Here is a 19,329-nt window from a genome sequence, read left to right on the forward strand (position 1 = left end):
GGCTCTTGCTCTATCCAGCTGAGCTACGAGGGCCCATGGTGACCACCGAAGGCCATGTCACTCAGCCGCCAGCTTAGTCACCACTGATTACTTGATCGCCGCACACCGGCGAATCGTTTCACCCGTCACCCGGCCTGGTGAGCGGGCTCGTCGATGTTGGACGATCACGTGTTCAGCCGCTGGTCTGCCAGGTGGCCACGGGTGCGCTGCCCGTGGATCGGCAGCGCACCCGCGGCGGGCCGCGCTCGGGGACACGGCCCCCTGGGACACCCCGTCCACGCGTTCCCCTGGCGTGCCGGTGTGGGTGCCCAGCTCGGGCGGCCGCGTTCTCAGCGGCCGGCGCTCGGGCTCAGTTCCAGATTTGAATCGCCCTCACGACATAGGGGGCCTGCGGGACGAATGTGCCCGGACCCGGATAGGTACTGAAATCTCCTTCTGTCGCGCAGTGCCGATCCTGATAGACGGTGACCTGACGTTCGAGCCGGTTGGCGAACGAGCGGGCGTCGACGCCCTCGGGTAGCGGCACGCATTCCTCCGGGTTGGTGCCGCGCAGATCGAACCGCGTGACCTGGCCGCCGTAGAACTCGTTCGTCCAGGCGCAGAATTCTCCCTGCTCACAAGTGAATCCGGGCGGGGAGGGCGGCTGCCCGCCGGTGTCGGCCTGCGCGACACCGGCCGCGCACAGCATCCCCAGTGTGGCCAGCAACAGGGCCTTCGGGACGCGCTTGGTCAGTGCGGAAAAGCGTCGAGACATTTCGTGAATCCCCCAGTTCTCGGGCGAAATCGCCGTGGAATGTGCTGAGGTCCACGATGCCGAAGTCCGGGGGGAATGTCAGGGGGCAATTTCGGTACTGTGGACAACTCGACGTTTCTCGCCCGTTGGGGTAGGAGTTGTCCACACTTTCCGGAAAGGCCTTGTGGGCGGGCGCGGGGGCTGCTAATCGGGCGCCGGGCCGGTGGAGCCTCGTACGACCAGCTCCACCGGCAGGGTGACCGGTGGAGGTGCTTTGCGCCCCGCGAGCAGCCGCAACGCGAGCTCGCCCGCGAGCCTGCCCTTGCGCTGCAGGTCCTGCCGCACGGTCGTCAGCGCGGGTTCGGCCCATGAGGCCGGCGGGGTGTCGTCGAATCCCACCACCGACAGCTCATCCGGCACGCTCAGCCCGCGCTGCCTCGCGGCCGCCAGTGCGCTCAAGGCCAGCTCGTCCGACATGCACAGGAGTGCGGTCGGCCGCCGGTCGGCGTCGAGTAGCTTCCCCGCGGCCTGTTGTGCCTGCTCACGCGAGGTGCCCGAGGTTTCCCATACGGGTACGCCCGTGACACCGGCCGTCGCGAGCGTGTCCACGTATCCGGTCAGCCGTTCCCGGTTGTCCCGGAACATGCTCTTCGCCGCCTCCTCCGCGGTCATCGGCCCGCCGCGAGGCTCCGAGAGGCACTGGGCGGAGAGGATGCCGAACCGCCGGTGTCCCAGGTCGAGCAGGTGCCGCGCCGCGGCGACGGCGCCGCCCCGGTCGTCCGTGCTGACCCGCGCCGCGCCGGGCACGTACGGCTGGTCGATCACCACGAGCGGCAGGCTCCGGTCTCGCACGGCACGCAGTGCCGGTGCGCCATCGGCCAGTGAGTACGCGACGGCCAGGTCCGCCTGTGCGTTCAGCACCCGGTCCGCGGGCGGCCCGCCGTGGTCGCCGCCGGGCAGCAGGAGCAGCGCGTGACCCTCGCGGTCCACCTCGGCGGCGAGCGCGTCGAGGGTGATGGACAGCGCGGGGTCGGAGAAGGCCGCCGACACGCCCGTGTCGAGCATGAAGGCGATGGCGCCGACGCGACGGGTGGCGAGGCTGCGGGCCACCGGATCGGGTCCCGCGTAGCCGAGCCGTTTCGCCGCTCGCAGTACCTCTTCCCGCAACGCGGTCGAGAGCTGGTCGGGGCGGTTGAAGGCGTTCGAGACCGTCGTGCGGGAGACACCCACCTCGTCCGCGACGTCGTCGAGTGTCGGATGCCTCCGCCGCGTGCTGGCCACCCGCGCAGTCTAATCGGTGAACCCTCTTGCGTTCTCTGAAGCGCTTAAGACATTCTGGGGCAACGATTCTCGTGGAAGGAGCTGGGGTGTGCGGCGGTTCGCTGTGATCATGGTCTTCGCCTTCAACGGTGCGACGCTCGGCTCATGGGCCCCGCGAACCCCCGCGCTGAGCGAACAGATCGGGGCCGGGCCAGGCCCGCTCGGGCTCGCTCTGCTGGCGGCCAGTGTCGGCATGCTCATAGCGGCGGGCCTGTCGGGCCGTATCGTCGAGCGCGCCGGCGCACGAGCGGTCATCGTGGCCTCGGCACTGGCCGTATGCCTCGTCCTTCCGCTGGTCGGGTCCGCGCAGTCCGTGCTGTGGCTGGCAGTCGCGCTGTTCGGCCTCGGCGCGTCCGCGGGCGTGCTGGACGTGTCCATGAACATCGCGGGCGTCGCGGTGGAACGCGCGGAGGGCAAGCCGATCATGCCGCTGTTCCACGCCGGGTTCAGCTTCGGCGCGCTCGCCGGCTCGGGCGGCGCGGCGCTGGCCGCGAGCGCGGGCTGGTCCCCGCTGCGGCATTTCACCGTGGCAGTGGTAGTCGGCGCGGTCATGCTCGCCACGGTCGTGCGGGTCCTGCCGGGCATCGCGCCGCGGTCCGAGCGCGCGAGCGACTCGCCGGCCGCGGCGACGCCGCTCGCCCGGCGGCCCGCGCTGTGGCTGCTCGCGGCGATCGCGCTGTGCTCGGCGATCGCGGAGGGCGCCAGCTCCGACTGGTCGGCCCTGCTGCTGGTGAACGAACAGGGCGTGAGCGAGGGCGCGGCCGCCCTCGCCTACGCGGGCTTCTCCCTCGCGATGGCCTTCGCGCGGCTCGCGGGATCGTGGACGCAGGCACGGTTCGGCTCGGCGAAGGTCCTCGTCGCCGGAGCCGCGTGTGCGGGCACGGGGCTGGTCGCCGCCGCCGTCGCCGGGATGCCCGCCATCAGCTACGCCGGCTTCCTGCTGGCCGGCGCGGGGCTCGCGGCGTGCTTCCCCATCGCGCTCGGGCTCGCCGGGGAGGCGGGCAAGCGGTCCGACGACAGCGGCGGTGAGCGCGAGGTGGCGTTCGTCACCGCGATCGCCTACACCGGCTTCCTCGCCGGGCCGCCCGTGATCGGGGGCATCGCGCAGCTGACGTCGCTGTCGGTGTCGTTCGTCGTCGTCGGCCTGGTCGCGGCCGTGATCGCACCGGCCTCCGTCGCCGCCAGCCGGTTCGTCGCGAAGGAGCGTGCGACCCGCGCCTCAGCGCACGCGGTCCGCTGAATCGTGCCCACCCACCTCGGCTTACCCTCGTAGCGTGTCCACCGAAGCCGACCCTGCCCCGGACGCCCCCACCCGACGCCGGGCAGGCATGGCTCCACTGCTCGCGATCGGAGCGCTGCTCGCGGTCGTCGTCGCCGTGGGGCTCGTCGCGCTCACCGGAGGCGCCGGTGCGGTGGTCGCCGGGCTGACCGATCCCGGCGTCGTGACGCGCTACGGCATCACCGTGGTGCGAGTCGGAGCGGACGCCGCGGCGGCCGTCTGCATCGGCTCGCTCCTGCTCGCGGCTTTCCTCGTGCCACCACAGAAATCGGGGACGCTCGCCGCGGACGGCTACGCGGCCGTGCGGACGGCGGGCATCGCCGCGTGGGTGTGGTTCGTCTTCGCGCTCGCGTCCGTGCTCTTCAGCGCGGCCGACGGTGCGGGACGCCCGTTCACGGAGGTGCTCCGGCCGCAGGTCCTGCTCAACTTCGTCGACGCCATCGAGCAGCCGAAGGCGTGGCTGTGGACCTCGCTCATCGCGCTGCTGCTCGCGCTCGGCTGCCGGCTCGTGCTGTCGTGGGGGTGGACGACGGCGCTGTTCTTCCTGTCCGTCGGCGGGCTGATCCCCGTCGCGGTGACAGGTCACTCGGCCAGCGGCGGTTCCCACGACCTCGCGACCAACAGCCTGCTGTACCACCTCGTCGGCGCGGCGTTGTGGGTCGGCGGCCTGATCGCCCTGCTCGCACACGCAAGGCGGCGAGGCGCGCACCTTCCGCTCGCGGCGTCGCGGTTCTCCAAGATCGCACTGGTCAGCTGGGTCGTCATGGCGGCGTCCGGCGTCATCAACGCGCTCGTGCGCGTGAGCCCCGGTCAGTTGCTGACCACCGACTACGGCCTGCTGGTGCTCGGCAAGATCGTCGCCCTGCTCGTACTCGGCGTGTTCGGTCACCAACAGCGGCAGCGCAGCGTGCGTGACCTGACCGACGGCGCGGGCGGCGGTCAGCTCGTTCGCCTCGCCGGCGTCGAGGTGCTCGTCATGGCCGCCACGATCGGCCTCGCGACCGCCCTGTCCCGCACGCCCCCTCCTCAGGAGATCCTCGCCCAGCCGTCGACCGTCGAGCTGCTGCTCGGCTACGTCCTGAACGGGGAGCCGACCGCGTGGCGACTGCTCACGGACTGGCGGTTCGACCTCATCTACGGCACCGCGGCGATCGTGCTGGCAGTGCTGTACCTCGCTGGGGTGCGCCGGTTGCGCAAGCGCGGCGACGCGTGGCCGGTCGGGCGCACGGTGGCCTGGGTGGCGGCCTGCGTGGTGCTGCTGATCGCCACGTCGTCGGGCGTCGGCCGGTACGCGCCCGCGATGTTCAGCGTGCACATGGTCAACCACATGCTGCTGTCGATGGTGGTGCCGGTGCTGCTGGTGCTCGGCGGCCCGGTCACGCTCGCGCTGCGGGCACTGCCGACCGCAGGCCGCGACGCCCCGCCGGGCCCGCGCGAGTGGCTGCTGGCGTTCGTGCACTCGCCGGTGTCGCGCGTGCTGACCCATCCGATCGTCGCGTTGCTGCTGTTCGTCGGGTCGTTCTACGGGCTGTACTACTCCGGGCTGTTCGACGCGGCGCTGAACTACCACTGGGCGCACCTGGCGATGAACGGCCACTTCCTGCTGGCAGGCTACGTCTTCTACTGGCCGGTGATCGGCGTGGATCCGGCGCCGCGCAGGCTGCCGCCGCTGGGCAGGCTCGGGATGGTGTTCGCGTCCATGCCGTTCCACGCCTTCTTCGGCGTGACGTTGATGAACATGCAGACCGTGATCGGCGAGGAGTTCTACCGTTCGCTGAACCTGCCGTGGGTGGGCAACCTGCTCACCGACCAGCGGCTCGGCGGCGGTATCGCGTGGGCCTCCGGGGAACTGCCCGTGCTGCTGGTGATGGTGGCGCTGCTCATCCAGTGGGCGAGGGCCGACGAGCGGGAGGCGCGCCGTCGTGACCGCCGCGAGGCCGCGACCGGCGAGCAGGACCTGGCCGCGTACAACGCGATGCTCAAGCAGCTGGCCGAGCAGGGTGAGCCGAGGAAGTAGCGCGTAGCGGAGGGTGCCGACGATCCGCCGCGCTCCGCCGTGAGTTGTTCAACTCGCCTGAGGTTGTCCACAGATTTCGCTCGTGTCCGTTCCCGGGCTGTAGGCGGGGGCAGGCTGGAAGCCGGAAGAACGACCACGGCGAAGGTGAGGGCAATGGCCATCGGCGAGACCCTGCTGACGATCGTCGGCAACGTGTGCAGCGAGCTGTCCCGGCGCAAGCTCGCGAACGGCGACGAGGTGCTCAGCTTCTGGTTGCGCAGCAACGAACGGCGCTACGACAAGGAGTCAGGGCAGTGGCGAGACGGCCGCGGCATGGCCGTGCGGGTCACCTGCTGGCGGCGCATGGCGGGCACGGTCGGCGCGTCGCTGTCGAAGGGCGATCCGGTGATCGTGAGCGGGCGGCTGTACGCGGCCGAGTTCGAGAGCGAAGGCAGGCAGCGCTCCATCCCCGAACTGGAGGCGCTGGCGATCGGGCCCAACCTGTCGTGGTGTACCGCGACCGTGCGACGGCTGGGGCGCAACGGTGACCCACCGGCCCCGGCGGCGCTGAGTGACGAGGCGGTGGACCGCGAACGAGAACGGATGCCGGCGGCGTGAGCTACTCAGGGTGGCACTGCGCTGGGTAGAGGGGACCTCACCCTGCGAGAAAACGTTCTACGGTCGGTGCCGGGACGGTGACCGGCGTCAGGGAGTCAGGGGGCTCGCTCTACGATCGCAGCATGGCCGAGTTCATCTACACCATGAAGAAGGTGCGCAAGACCGTCGGGGACAAGGTCATCCTCGACGACGTCAGCACCGCGTTCTACCCCGGCGCGAAGATCGGCGTGGTGGGTCCGAACGGTGCTGGTAAGTCCACCGTGCTGAAGATCATGGCGGGGCTCGACCAGCCGAGCAATGGCGAGGCGTTCCTCCAGCCCGGCGCGAGCGTCGGCATCCTCCTCCAGGAGCCGCCGCTCAACGAGGAGAAGACCGTCAGGGGCAACGTCGAGGAGGGCCTCGGCGAGATCAAGGTGAAGCTCGACCGCTTCAACGAGATCGCCGAGCAGATGGCCACCGACTACAGCGACGCCCTCATGGAGGAGATGGGCAAGCTGCAGGAGGAGCTCGACCACGCCGACGCCTGGGAGCTCGACTCACAGCTGGAACAGGCGATGGACGCGCTGCGCTGCCCGCCCGGCGACGAGCCGGTGACCCACCTGTCCGGTGGTGAGCGCCGCCGCGTCGCGCTGTGCAAGCTGCTGCTGTCGAAGCCCGACCTGCTGCTGCTCGACGAGCCCACCAACCACCTGGACGCGGAGAGCGTGCTCTGGCTGGAGCAGTTCCTGGCGAGTTACCCGGGTGCCGTGCTCGCGGTGACGCACGACAGGTACTTCCTGGACAACGTCGCCCAGTGGATCATGGAGCTCGACCGGGGCCGCGTCGTCGGCTACGAGGGCAACTACTCGACCTACCTGGAGAAGAAGCGCGAACGGCTGGAGGTGCAGGGCAAGAAGGACGCGAAGCTCGCAAAGCGCCTGCAGACCGAGCTGGAGTGGGTGCGGTCCAACGCGAAGGCCAGGCAGACCAAGTCGCGGTCCCGTCTCGAGCGGTACGAGCAGATGGCGGCCGAGGCCGAGAAGACCCGGAAGCTGGACTTCGAGGAGATCCAGATCCCGCCGGGTCCCCGGCTCGGCAGCGTGGTGGTCGAGGTCGAGCACCTGAAGAAGGGCTTCGACGACCGGCTGCTGATCGACGACCTTTCGTTCACGTTGCCCCGCAACGGCATCGTGGGCGTGATCGGGCCGAACGGTGTCGGTAAGACCACACTGTTCAAGACGATCGTCGGCCTCGAGGAGCCCGACGCAGGGAGCGTGAAGATCGGCGAGACCGTCAAGCTGTCCTATGTGGACCAGCAGCGGGCCGGTATCGACCCGGAGAAGACGGTGTGGCAGGTCGTGTCCGACGGGCTGGACTACATCCACGTCGGCCAGACGGAGATGCCGTCCCGGGCCTACGTCAGCGCGTTCGGCTTCAAGGGGCCGGACCAGCAGAAGCCGGCCGGGGTGCTCTCCGGCGGTGAGCGCAACCGGCTCAACCTCGCGATGACGTTGAAGCAGGGCGGGAACCTGATCCTGCTGGACGAGCCGACCAACGACCTGGACGTCGAGACGCTGGGCTCGCTGGAGAACGCGCTGGAGCAGTTCCCCGGCTGTGCGGTGGTCATCTCCCACGACCGGTGGTTCCTGGACCGCGTGGCGACCCACATCCTCGCGTGGGAGGGCGACGACACGAACCCGGCCAAGTGGTTCTGGTTCGAAGGGAACTTCGAGGGCTACGAGAAGAACAAGGTCGAGCGCATGGGTGCCGAGGCCGCCCGGCCGCACCGGGTGACACACCGGAAGCTCACCCGCGACTGATCGAGGCACTTCTGCTGGAATGTGAATAGCCCTCACAGAGCGGAGTCCCCGTGGTAGCCAGTACGCACGCAGGCCGAACCGTGACGAACGGCCGTTCTCCCGTTGTTCGCAGCGGTGCCGATGGGGCGAACGGGCCCGTTGAGCGGCTCGTCGAGCAGGCGACGGCGCTTGAGTTGCGCGCACCCGAGCTGGCGCTCGTTCTCGCTGAGCGGGCCGCCTCGCTCGCCGAGGCCGCCGGTTTCAACGAGCTGTGGGTGCGCGCCGAGAGCGTCGTCGTGCACGCTCGCGTGCAGCTGGGGCACCGCGCGTCGACCGTCGGCAGAGCGGTGGCGGCGCTGCGGGCCGCGGAGGACGCGGGGCTGCCGGTGGTGGCCGCGCAGCTACGCACCGACCTCGCCGTGTGTGCGCGCAGTGTGGGGGCACCGTTGACGGGGCTGGCGGCGCTGCGACCCGTGCTCACGGTGAGCGGCCTGTCGTCGACGCAGCGGGCGGCGGCGCTGTGCCACCTCGTCGGCTGTCTCGGCACGCTGGGGCGCAAGGCCGAGCTCGACCGGGTGCTCATGGAGGGCGACCGGCTCGTCACCGGCGACGCCGGCCTGGGTGCCGACGACAAGCTGCTCGCGCGGGCGATGATCCGGGTCGCCGTGTCCGCGCACCGGCGTCGCCACGGCGACGTGGTGGGTGCCGCCGACGCGGCGCGCACCGGGCTCGGGTTCCTGGATCACCTGGAGGACACGCGCACCGACGGCGGCCTCGCGCGCGTGCGGCTGACGCTGGAGCTGGTCTGCGCGCTGCTCGACCGGGGAGAGGGCGAGCTGGCGCTGGAGGCCGCTCAGCCGCTGCTGGACGCGCCGGAAAGGGCCGCGAGCGTCGCGCCCACCGGCTGGCTCCGGCTGGCGCTCGCCACGCGCGTCCTGGCGAACAACGGCTCCGCCGACGCGGCGGGCCGGATGCTGCGCGACGCGCTGTACAGCGTGAGCAGGCACGAGCTGCACGCGCTGGCGTCGCGCCTCTGGCTGGAACTCGCGAACATCGAGGAGCGGATCGGCGAGCCGTCGGAAGCCATCACCTGCCTGCACAACGCCCGTTCTTCCGAACACCTGCACGCGCGTGCGCGCAGCCAGGCGCGTGCGCTGCTGACCGGGGAGTTCGGCTCGGGGGAGCAGGCGCCCGTCGACCTCGCCGACGTGGTGGCCACGGCCGCCGAGGTCACCACGCCCGCCGCCACGCACCGGCCGGAGCCCGAAACGGCTCCCGAACCCGCCGCCACGTCGGCCACGTCCGCACCGGGCACGGAGGCGGTCGCAGAACCCGCCGTGGCGCACGCGGGCATTGCCGCCGCGGCCCCGGCATCGCCCGCGGCCGCCGCCGAACGGGCGGCGGAGCCCCGGCAGGCCCCGGACGCCACGCCCGAGCCTGCCGCCGCCGTTGCCGAACCGGCTGCCACCACGGTCGCGGCGCAGACCGGGGCGGCGAGCAGGCACGCGGCCGAACCGTCTGCCACCCCGGCGCGCTCCTCCCGGCCGAAGGTCGTGTTGCCCATGCTGCGCCTCGCCCCCGAACCGGAGCCAGCGGCAACCCCGGGGCCCTCGGACGCGAGCACGGTCGAAGCCCCCGCGTCCGAGCCCGCCGTCGCCGGGGAACCGGTTACCATCCCCGAACCGGCACCGGAACCGCAGCAGGCCGTCGCGTTGAGTGAACCGGAGCCGGTGAGCCGGTCCCGGGAGTATCAGGCGTCCGTCCGCAACACGCGGCACGATTCGGAGCACGGTTCGGTCGCCGCACGCTCGGTGCTCGACCGGCTCGGCATCTCGCCGGGTGCGGGAGGGGGCAGGCGCCGGGCCGCGGATTCCGACGAGCGGGAACGCTCGGCGCGGTCCACGGTGGAGTCCCCGGTCGCGAGCCGCCCCGAACCGCCCGCCGAGGAGAAGGCCGCACCGGCGGAGAAGCCGTCCAAGGAGGACGCGAACGACACCGGCTCCGCGCCCTCGGACGGCTACGGCTGGCTGCCCCGGCTGCGGCTCCCGCCGTCGCTGGCGCCCCTTGACGAGCTGGGGCCCGATTTCGGCTCTGAGCCCGGCTCGCCCGTCGCGGCGGAGTCGAGTTCCATCGGCTCCGGCCTTCCGCTCGACGAGCCGCCGCCCGACGCCGGGCTCGCGGAGCTGCTCGCGCGGGCGCTCGCCGAGCACCAGGCGGGCACGTCGAGCGCGGCCGCGCTGGTCAAGCAGCTCGGCGGGGAGGACGACGAGCGGGCTGGGCCGCGCCGGGTCAACGGCGGACCCCACCACGACTTCTGACACCGGAAACGGGCACTGCACCGAGCCGACACAGCCGATTTGCTCAGTCACAGTAAGGTAAAACCTGGATCGGCACATCGTGGTGTCAAGGCCAGGAGTGGAGAGTTGCGTTGCCTGACATGAGCTCGACCGGTGTCTCGACCCGGCCCGTCAGCGGGTCCGAGGACCTCTTCGACGGGCGGAGGACGAAGAGCCCGGAACAGATTCGCGACGAGCTGGTCGACACCGCCGCGCGGCAGGCGCCGGACATCGCCGAGCTGATTCGCCTGTACTACCGGCTCACGCCGGCCGAGGAGATCATCGGCGACGATCCGGTCGACCTCGTCGGCGCCGTTCGATCGCACCTGCAGCTCGCCCGGCAGCGCGTGCCGGGCCGCCCCGCGGTGCGGCTGCTGAATCCCACCGCCGCGCAGGACGGCTGGACGCGGGAGGCCACCGTCGTCCAGCTCGTCACCGATGACATGCCGTACCTCGTGGACTCGGTCGCCGCCGAGCTGTCCCGCGGCGGCGTGCAGGTGCAGCGCATCGTGCACCCGATCGTCGTGGTCAGCAGGGACCTCACCGGCGAGCTGCGCGAGGTGTTCCCGCAGGCCGACGCCGCGGAGCCGCCGGAGGGCGCCGCCGCCGAGTCCTGGATGTACCTGGAGATCGATCCGATCGGCGATCTCAACCGGGCCCGTGAGCTCGACAACCGGCTCGCCGCCGTGCTCGGGGACGTGCGTGAGGTCGTCGAGGACACGCAGAAGATGATCGAGGCCGCGCGGGGAATCGCCGACGATCTCGACACGAACCCGCCGCCGCTGCCGTCGGGCGAGGTCCACGACGGGGCCGAGCTGCTGCGCTGGCTCGCCGCAGGACACTTCACGTTCCTCGGCTACCGGCACTACGAGCTCGTCGAGGACCCCGACACGCAGGAGCCCGCGCTGCGGGCCGCGCTGGCCTCGGGACTCGGGGTGCTGCGCCAGGACAGCCTCGCCGCGCGCAGCCTCATCGCGGGGCCTGGCTCGGCCGCGCAGGCGCTCGCCCCGACGCTGCTCGTGCTGACGCAGGCGAGCGCACCGTCCACTGTGCACCGTCCCGTCTACCCGTACTACATCGGCGTCAAGACGTTCGACGAGCGCGGCAACGTCAACGGCGAGCACCGGTTCCTCGGCATGTTCACCACGTCGGCGCTGCACGAGGACGTGCTCGACATTCCCGTGATCGAGGGCAGGGTGCGCGAGGTCATCCACCGCGCGGGCTTCCCGATGGAGTCGTACTCGGGCCAGCGGATGCTCGAAGTGCTGCAGAACTGGCCGCGCGCGGACCTGTTCTCGGCCGACGTCGACTCGCTCTACGCCACCGCGACCGGGGCGATCACGCTCGCCGACCGGCGCAGGCTGCGCCTGTTCCTGCGCCGCGACCCCTACGGCCGCTTCTACTCCTGCCTGGTGTTCCTGCCGCGCGACCGCTACACGACGCGGTCGCGGCTCGCGATGCAGGAGGTGCTGCTGGAGGAGCTGGAGGGCACCTCCCTCGAGTACGGCACCCGGCTCGGCGAGACCCTGCTGGCGCAGGTGCACTTCATCGTCCACACCGATCCGGCCAGCGTCGTGGACCCGGACACGCTGCGCATCCAGGAACGGCTCAACGAGGCGGTCCGCAGCTGGGACGACCTGATGGTCGAGGCGATACTGGCCGAGCGGCGCGAGCGGGCGGGCAACGGCAAGGCTGTCACGTTCGCCGGTGAGGAGTCGGCGACCGAGCAGGGCCAGCGCTTCGCGTCGGTGTTCCCCGAGGCGTACAAAGAGGACTTCACCGCGGAGGTCGCGCTGGCCGACCTGCGGGAGCTGGAGGCGCTCGACGGCCCCGGCGACGTGCGTATGTCGTTCTACCTGCCCGACGGCGCGGCGGCGGGGGAGCGGCGCTTCAAGCTGTACCTGCTGGGCGAGGGCGTGACGCTGTCGAAGGTGCTGCCGCTGCTGCAGCGCATGGGCGTCGAGGTGGTCGACGAGCGCCCGTACGAACTGGCCCGCGAGGACGGCACGCGCTCGTGGATCTACGACTTCGGCCTGCGCATCGAGCCGAGGGTGCTGGAGTCGATCGGCGAGGCGGCCCAGCAGGACCTTCAGGTGCGCTTCCAGGACGCCTTCGCCGCAGCGTGGCGGGGTGACTGCGAGGTCGACGGCTTCAACGGGCTCGTGCTGCGGGCCGGGCTGACGTGGCGGCAGGCGTCGGTGCTGCGTGCCTACGCCCGCTACCTGCGCCAGGCGGGTAGCCCGTACTCGCAGGAGTACATCGAGAGCACGGTACTCGCGCACACCGGCATCGCGACGGAGCTGGTGCGGCTGTTCGAGACCCGGTTCGCGCTGGAGCACTCGAACGGCGAGCGGGCCGACCACGTCCAGGCGCAGCTCGACGACATCAACGCGCGCATCGACCTGGTGACGAGCCTCGACGAGGACCGGATCCTGCGCAGGCTGACGGCGGTGATCGTGGCGACCCTGCGCACAAACTACTGGGTCACCGGCGCCGGCGGCGCGCCGCGGCCCTATCTCGCCTTCAAGCTCGACCCGCAGCAGGTGCCGGACCTGCCGGAGCCGAGGCCGGCGTTCGAGATCTTCGTGTACTCGCCGAGGGTCGAGGGCGTGCACCTGCGGTTCGGCTCGGTCGCGCGCGGTGGCCTTCGCTGGTCGGACCGGCGCGAGGATTTCCGCACCGAGATACTGGGCCTGGTCAAGGCGCAGGCGGTGAAGAACGCCGTGATCGTGCCCGTCGGCGCGAAGGGCGGGTTCGTGGTCAAGCGCCCGCCCGCGCCCACGGGCGACCCCGGACTCGACCGGGAGGCCTACCAGGCCGAGGGCGTGGCCTGCTACCGCATGTTCATCTCCGGGCTGCTGGACCTCACCGACAACCTCGTGGACGGCAGCACGGTGCCCGCCACCGAGGTCGTCAGGTACGACGGCGACGACAACTACCTCGTCGTGGCCGCGGACAAGGGCACGGCGAAGTTCTCCGACATCGCCAACGAGGTCGCCACGAGCTACGGCTTCTGGCTCGGTGACGCGTTCGCCTCCGGCGGGTCGATGGGCTACGACCACAAGGCGATGGGCATCACGGCCAAGGGCGCCTGGGAGAGCGTCAAGCGGCACTTCCGGGAGCTCGGCGTGGACACGCAGAGCGAGGAGTTCACCGTCGTCGGCATCGGCGACATGGCCGGCGACGTGTTCGGCAACGGAATGCTGCTCTCCGAGCACATCCGGCTCGTCGCGGCGTTCAACCACCTGCACGTCTTCCTCGACCCGAACCCGGACGCGGCCGCCTCCTTCCGCGAGCGCAAGCGGTTGTTCGAGCTGCCGCGCTCGTCGTGGGACGACTACGACCGCTCGCTGATCAGCGAGGGCGGCGGTGTGTTCCCGCGCAGCGCCAAGACGATCCCGATCACGCCGCAGGTGCGCGAGGCACTGGGACTGGCCGAGGACGTGCAGAAGATGTCCCCCGCGGAGCTGGTGAACGCGATCCTGCTCGCGCCCGTCGACCTGTTGTGGAACGGCGGCATCGGCACGTACGTCAAGGCCGAGACCGAGAGCCACGCCGAGGCGGGGGACAAGGCCAACGACGCGGTGCGCGTCAACGGCAGCCGGCTCCGCGTGAAGGTGGTCGGCGAGGGCGGCAACCTCGGCCTCACGCAGCGCGGCCGCATCGAGTTCGCGCGGCACGGCGGCAAGGTCAACACCGACGCGCTCGACAACTCGGCCGGCGTTGACTGCTCCGACCACGAGGTCAACATCAAGATCATGCTGGACCAGCTGATCACCTCTGGTGAGCTGGACCGCGAGCGCCGCAACGAGCTGCTGCTGGAGATGACCGACGAGGTCGGCGAGATGGTGCTCACCGACAACTACAAGCAGAACGCGGTGCTGGGCGTCAGCAGGGCACACGCGGAGTCGATGCTGTCGGTGCACCGCAGGCTCGTCAGCGCGCTGGAGGCCAAGGGCGCGCTGGACCGCGAGCTGGAGGCGCTGCCGGCCGACACGGAGTTCGCGAAGCTGGAGAAGGCGGGCCTCGGCCTGACCTCGCCGGAGATCGCGACGCTGCTGGCACACGTCAAGCTCGACCTCAAGGACGAGCTGCTGGCCAGCGAGCTGCCCGACGTCGAGGTGTTCTCCCGCAGGCTGCCGGAGTACTTCCCGGCGCCGCTGCGTGAGCGCTTCGGCGGCGCGATCGGCCGCCACCCGCTGCGCCGCCAGATCACCACGACGTTGCTGGTCAACGAGGTCGTCGACGGCGCGGGCGTGTCGTACGCGTTCCGGCTCGCGGAGGAGCTCAACGCCACGGCGACCGACGCCGTGCGCGCCTACGCGGTGGTGACCGGCGTCTTCGGCCTGCCGACGCTGTGGGACAGCATCGCCGCGCTCGACAACGTCGTGCCCGCGAGCGTGGCCGACCGCATGGTGCTGGAGACCCGCAGGCTGCTCGACCGCGCGGCCCGCTGGTTCCTCACCAACCGGCCGCAGCCGCTCGCCGTCGGTGCCGAGATCAGCCGGTTCGGCTCCACGGTCAGCCAGCTCGTGCCGAAGCTCGACGAGCTGCTCTGCGGGCAGGAGGTCGAGGCGGTGCGGGCCAAGGCCGCCGAGTTCGTGGACGAGGGTGTGCCCCGCGAGCTGGCGACGCGTATCTCGCTGCTGCTCTACACCTACTGCCTGCTCGACATCACCGAGGTCGCCGAGCTGGCCGAGCGCGAGGTGGGCCTCGACACCGAGCGCAGCCCACTGGAGACCGCCGAGCTGTACTACGCGATGTCCGACCACCTGGGTCTGGAACGCATGCTGACCTCGGTGAACGCACTGGAACGCGGCAACCGCTGGCACGCGCTGGCCCGGCTCGCGCTGCGGGACGACCTGTACTCGTCGCTGCGGGCGATCACGCTCGACGCGCTGCTGCACAGCGATCCGGAGGACTCCGCGCACGAGAAGATCGCGAAGTGGGAGCAGGCCAACTCCTCCCGGCTCGCCCGCGCGCGCGTGACGCTGGAGGAGATCGAGCGCTCCGGCAGGCTCGACCTCGCCACACTCTCGGTCGCGGCGAGGCAGATCCGCAGTACGGTGCGCTGATGGGCGAGTACGTGACGCTGGTCCGGCCGCGCTGGTCGGACATGGACGCCTTCGGGCACGTCAACCACGCGAACATGGTCACCCTCCTTGAAGAGGCGCGGGTGCCGCTGCTGTTCGACGACGCTTCCGCGGAGGGGCTCGGCGACTTCGCCCGCGGCATCGTCGTGGTCCGGCTCTCGGTCGACTACCGCTCTCCCGTCGTGGTGAACGGCCACGACATCCGGGTGGAGATCACGTTGAACGAGCTCAAGATGGCGTCGTTCACGCTGGGCTACCGGGTCCACAACGGACCGTCCGAACGGGACAAGGTGGCCGTGGTGGCGAGCACCACCCTCGCGCCCTACGACCTCGCCGCCGCCCGCCCGCGCAGGCTCACCGCCGCGGAACGGGACTTCCTCGGCTCGCGCATCCCCGGAGCCGAGTCGTGACCGAGCTGCGCATTCCCGACGCCGCCGACCGCGAGACGCTCGGCGCCTTCATCGCCAGGGCGGTCCGGCTCGACGGCAACGCCGTCATCCGGCTCCGCACCCGGCGGCCCGGTGTGCTGGAGGCGTGGGCGGCGACGCCGTTCGACGTGCTCGTCACGCGGGCCGTCGAGGGCGACGTGACCCCCGCCGACGTCACGGTGTCGGGCAGCGAGCTGCTCGCGGCACTCACCGTGACGCCGGGCGAGGTGATGGACCCCGGCCCTCCGCGTGACCTGCTGTGGCGCTCCGAGCTGCCCGCGACGACGTCGTGGCAGCAGGTGGACACGCTGCCGGCGGCCGTGGTCGCCGACCTCGCCGAGCGGGGTGTGGCGCTCGCCCGGGAGAACGTGGGCCCGCACGGCACGCCGCCCGCGTCGCTGATGGACCAGACCGTGCTGACGGTGTCGGGCGGGAGCCTGGAGATCAAGGTGCCCATGCGGTGCCTGTTCGCGATGTCGGGCATGGGCTTCGTGGACTCGTCGGTGACCGACGACGTGGTACGCGTGACGGCGACGGACTCGTGGCTGCGGCTCGATGCCCGCTACGGCGCCGTGCTGCGCCGCAGGCACGCGCTCCTCCCGCTCCTGCTCTAGCATCGCCGGCGGCAGTGAAGGCCACCTTCACTGCGTTCAATGCGGTGAAGGTGGCCTTCACTGCGGTCAGAGCAGGCATGGTGGCCTTCACTGCGGTCACGGAAGGTGCCAGGGTGGGGTCATGACCGACGACAAGCCAGGCGAGGACCCCACCGCGGAGTTCCTGGACAGCGTGCGTGCCGAGCAGACGCCGTGGCGCGTCGACCGGCCGCCGGAGGCCGAGCGGGGCACGACCTACGCCGCCGAGGAACAGAAGCTCAGCCGGGCGCGCCAGGTGGCGAAGGCCGTGGGTGACGCCGCGCCGTTCGTGCCGCTGGCGACCGCCGCGGGCTGGGTCGCCGCGGAGGCGATCGACGAGCAGGGCGACGAGATCGACCCCGGTTCCGATTCCGGCGCGGGGCTCGCCTGACTCACGTGCCGAGCATGCCGCGCATGTGCTCGATCTCGTCGGTCTGCCCGGTGATGATCTCCTGAGCCATCGCGATCGCCCTCGGCTCGATGCCGTTGCCGAGCTGCTGCTCGGCCATCGTGAGCGCGCCCTGGTGGTGCGTGATCATCAGCTGCAGGAACTGCCGGTCGAACTCGGCGCCCCGTGCCGCGCGCAGCGCGTCGAGCTGCTCCGGGGTCGCCATGCCCGGCATGAGCGCGTGATCGTGCGCACCGTGTTCGCCGTGCCCGCCGTGTTCGCTCCCGGATTGGCCGAACTCTTGCAGCCAGGACTCCATCACGGAGATCTCGGCCTCCTGTGACGCGGCGATCCGGCCGGCGATGCCCTTGACCTGCTCGCTCGTGGCGTGCCGCGCGGCGAGGTCGGTCATCGTGATCGCCTGCTGGTGGTGGGGAATCATGTTGGTCATGTACTGCCGGTCGGCGTCGTTCGGCCGCACCGCCTGCTGCTGCTCGGCCGCCTCGCTGCCCGGCACCACCTTCGCCTGCTCGCCCGGCTTCCCGGGCACGATCACGTCCGATCCGGCCTGCTGCCCCTCCGGGGGAGCCTCCTCGGCCGTACAACCCGCCAGTGCCAAGAAGAAGATGGCGGCCACACCCGCCACCAGCCGCCGTCCCATGCGCGCAAGCGAACCCGCTGCAGCGGGCGAAAGTCAATATCGAACGTCGTTGCGCCGCCGAAAACCATCCATTCGTCGCTATCAAGCAGAAGAGGCCGGAGCCACAATGGTGCGAACCTTGCCGGTCGAGAGGAGAACTCAAGAGTGAAGCCTCGGAGACGTCTTCGGTTGAGCGGGCTCCTCGTCGCCGCGGCGGCCGTGCTGGTGGCCGGAAGCACCACCGCCACCGCCTCCGCGCAGAACACGAGCCCCGGGGTGGACGAGATCGTCCACAGCCCCAACATGCGGCAGATCGCCAACCTGCCGAAGGAGGGCCCCTTCGCCACGCAGGCGGCCTTCAACAGCGACATCGCGTTCACGAAGAACCACGCGATCGTCGGCAACTACGACGGTTTCACCATCTACGACGTCCGCAAGCCACACAAGCCGCGCGTCGTCAGCCAGGTGCTCTGCCCCGGCGGCCAGAACGACGTCTCGGTGTCGGGCGACCTGCTCTTCCTGTCGACCGACTACGCGCGCACCAACGACTCCTGCACGAGCCAGCCCTCGGAGGCCTCCGACCCGGCGTCGTGGGAGGGCATCAAGGTCTTCGACATCAGCGACCTCGCGAATCCGGAGTACGTCGCATCCGTGCGAACCGACTGCGGCTCGCACACGCACACGATGGTGCCGGACCGCACGCGCAAGTCCGTCTACCTCTATGTTTCCTCCTACTACTGCAACGGCAGTTAGGTGAGTGGGTGGCCGCGGCGTTTGTAGTGGCTGAGCCGGGCTTGGTGTTGTCGTCGGCGGCGCCAGCGGGACCAGGCCCAGACGTGGTGAGCGGTGTCGGTGACACGCAAGACCAACTTGGTGAGCAGGCGCCGGATCTCCGGTAGCGTGAACCCGATCATGCCCGGCTCAGCGACGTCAGCTCCCCTTTTGTGGCGAGGGATCGGGAGACGGCGAGCCAGGCGTGGGCGAGCATCGACAGGGTGATGTGGGCATACCACGCTCGCCAGGACCGGACCTGATATTGATCGAGTCCAGCTTCGTTCTTGGCTTGCTGGAAGCACTCCTCGATCCGCCAGCGAGCTCCGGCGATCCAGGCCAGATCCAGCAGGGTGGAGCGGCGGGGTCCGTAGCAGACGTAGTAGGCGATCTCGGTCGGGTCCGAGAGCGAGCGGCGGGCGAGCAGCCAGTGCCCGCGCCCGGCCTGCCAGCCGATCCGGATCGGCACCCGCGCCCAGTCATACTCTCGTGGCCCGTGTGCCCCGGCCCCGACCGACAACCGCCGCCACGCCCGAGCGGGCAACTCCGCGATCAGCTCATCGGCTCGGGCCTCGCCACCGCCGGTGGTGACCAGGGTGTCGTTGACCTTGGTGGCCAGCACGTGCGCGGCATCGTGGGCTTCCAGCCACAACCGCAGGTACTTGACCTGCCCATACGCCTCATCAGCAGTGATCCACGCGAACGGCACCTTCGCGGCGAACGCCCGCGCCAGCATCGCCATGGCTTGACGCGGCTTGGTCTCGAACTCGGTGCCCTCCGGGATCGCTGCCCGCCGGCACCGGTCCTGGTCGGCGATCCACGGCTCGGGCAGATACAGCTCCCGGTCGATCAGCGCATGCCCACGAGACGAGGCATAGGCAAGAAACGTGCCGATCTGGCAGTTCTCGATCCGACCGGCTGTTCCCGAGTACTGCCGCTGCACCCCGGCCGAGCGCGTGCCCTTCTTCAGGAACCCGGTGTCGTCCACGATCAGCACGCCACCGGGCTCGCCGAGGTGCTCGATGACATAGTCGCGAACGTCGTCCCGGACCCCGTCGATGTCCCAGTCCGCCCAGCGCAGCAGCCGCTGCATCCCATCCGGGGACACCTCCCCGGCCTGCTCGGCCAGCGTCCAGCCGTTCTTCCGCTCCAACCCTGCGACCAGGCCCGATACGTACTCCCTAGCCCGATTCCGCGGTTCAGACCGTCCGAACCGGCCCGCGATCCGCTCGTGCACCCGGTCCAGCTGATCCATCACCACATCGACCACCACCGGGATGATCTACCACAACACCGCCAACTGCCGTTGCAGTACTA

Annotated in this window: 13 protein-coding genes and 1 pseudogene; 10 read left to right on the top strand and 4 right to left on the bottom strand. The window is 70.7% G+C overall.

The genetic code is table 11. The features are described 5' to 3' along the window. Window positions 1-349: 349 nt before the first annotated feature. Window positions 350-754 (bottom strand): peptidase inhibitor family I36 protein, encoded by a 405-nt coding sequence (locus BA062_RS38720; protein WP_110344092.1) that lies wholly within the window; start codon window positions 752-754, stop codon window positions 350-352. A gap of 183 nt (window positions 755-937) precedes the next feature. Further along, window positions 938-2,014 carry a LacI family DNA-binding transcriptional regulator gene (locus BA062_RS38725; protein ID WP_110344093.1) on the bottom strand — a complete coding sequence of 359 codons (1,077 nt, stop codon included), beginning with the start codon at window positions 2,012-2,014 and terminating at the stop codon, window positions 938-940. A gap of 109 nt (window positions 2,015-2,123) precedes the next feature. Between BA062_RS38725 and BA062_RS38730 the strand changes: the two genes are divergently transcribed. The 9 genes from BA062_RS38730 (at window position 2,124) to BA062_RS38770 (ending at window position 16,604) form a co-directional block, all read left to right on the top strand. Beyond that, entirely contained in the window at window positions 2,124-3,293 is a 1,170-nt protein-coding gene (locus tag BA062_RS38730; protein ID WP_110344103.1) for an MFS transporter, read from the top strand. Window positions 3,294-3,381: 88 nt separating this feature from the next. Continuing rightward, window positions 3,382-5,349 carry a bifunctional copper resistance protein CopD/cytochrome c oxidase assembly protein gene (locus tag BA062_RS38735; protein WP_110344094.1) on the top strand — a complete coding sequence of 656 codons (1,968 nt, stop codon included), beginning with the start codon at window positions 3,382-3,384 and terminating at the stop codon, window positions 5,347-5,349. Window positions 5,350-5,502: 153 nt separating this feature from the next. Further along, the gene (locus BA062_RS38740; RefSeq protein WP_110344095.1) at window positions 5,503-5,946 is read left to right on the top strand and encodes a single-stranded DNA-binding protein; all 444 of its coding nucleotides are present in this window, start codon (window positions 5,503-5,505) and stop codon (window positions 5,944-5,946) included. Between the two features lie 122 nt (window positions 5,947-6,068). Further along, entirely contained in the window at window positions 6,069-7,745 is a 1,677-nt protein-coding gene (gene ettA / locus BA062_RS38745; protein ID WP_110344096.1) for an energy-dependent translational throttle protein EttA, read from the top strand. A gap of 173 nt (window positions 7,746-7,918) precedes the next feature. Then, window positions 7,919-10,042 carry a hypothetical protein gene (locus tag BA062_RS38750; protein ID WP_342768986.1) on the top strand — a complete coding sequence of 708 codons (2,124 nt, stop codon included), beginning with the start codon at window positions 7,919-7,921 and terminating at the stop codon, window positions 10,040-10,042. 119 nt (window positions 10,043-10,161) lie between these two features. Beyond that, complete coding sequence (locus tag BA062_RS38755) at window positions 10,162-15,135, top strand: NAD-glutamate dehydrogenase (protein WP_110344098.1); 4,974 nt, start codon at window positions 10,162-10,164, stop codon at window positions 15,133-15,135. Further along, a complete protein-coding gene (locus BA062_RS38760; protein ID WP_110344099.1) occupies window positions 15,135-15,563 on the top strand; it encodes an acyl-CoA thioesterase in 429 nt (142 codons plus the stop codon). Before BA062_RS38755 ends, BA062_RS38760 begins: the two co-directional genes overlap by 1 nt. After that, window positions 15,560-16,195, top strand: coding sequence for a DUF8010 domain-containing protein (locus BA062_RS38765; protein WP_110344100.1), 636 nt, complete (start codon window positions 15,560-15,562; stop codon window positions 16,193-16,195). Before BA062_RS38760 ends, BA062_RS38765 begins: the two co-directional genes overlap by 4 nt. A gap of 121 nt (window positions 16,196-16,316) precedes the next feature. Further along, window positions 16,317-16,604, top strand: a complete 288-nt coding sequence (locus BA062_RS38770) for a hypothetical protein (protein ID WP_110344101.1) — start codon at window positions 16,317-16,319, stop codon at window positions 16,602-16,604. 1 nt (window position 16,605) lies between these two features. Here the strand turns inward: BA062_RS38770 and BA062_RS38775 are convergent, their stop codons facing one another. Next, window positions 16,606-17,262 carry a DUF305 domain-containing protein gene (locus BA062_RS38775; protein ID WP_110344102.1) on the bottom strand — a complete coding sequence of 219 codons (657 nt, stop codon included), beginning with the start codon at window positions 17,260-17,262 and terminating at the stop codon, window positions 16,606-16,608. A gap of 144 nt (window positions 17,263-17,406) precedes the next feature. Here BA062_RS38775 and BA062_RS38780 point away from each other — a divergent pair. After that, window positions 17,407-17,976: pseudogene (locus tag BA062_RS38780) on the top strand (LVIVD repeat-containing protein); the annotation flags it as partial. A gap of 175 nt (window positions 17,977-18,151) precedes the next feature. On the opposite strand, the gene BA062_RS38785 reads toward BA062_RS38780, so the two are convergent. Beyond that, window positions 18,152-19,285: an IS701 family transposase gene (locus BA062_RS38785; RefSeq protein ID WP_110337431.1), complete on the bottom strand. Its 1,134-nt coding sequence runs from the start codon at window positions 19,283-19,285 to the stop codon at window positions 18,152-18,154. Between the last annotated feature and the right edge of the window lie 44 nt (window positions 19,286-19,329).

The sequence above is a fragment of the Prauserella flavalba genome (assembly GCF_003202235.1).
Lineage (GTDB): Bacteria > Actinomycetota > Actinomycetes > Mycobacteriales > Pseudonocardiaceae > Prauserella_A > Prauserella_A flavalba.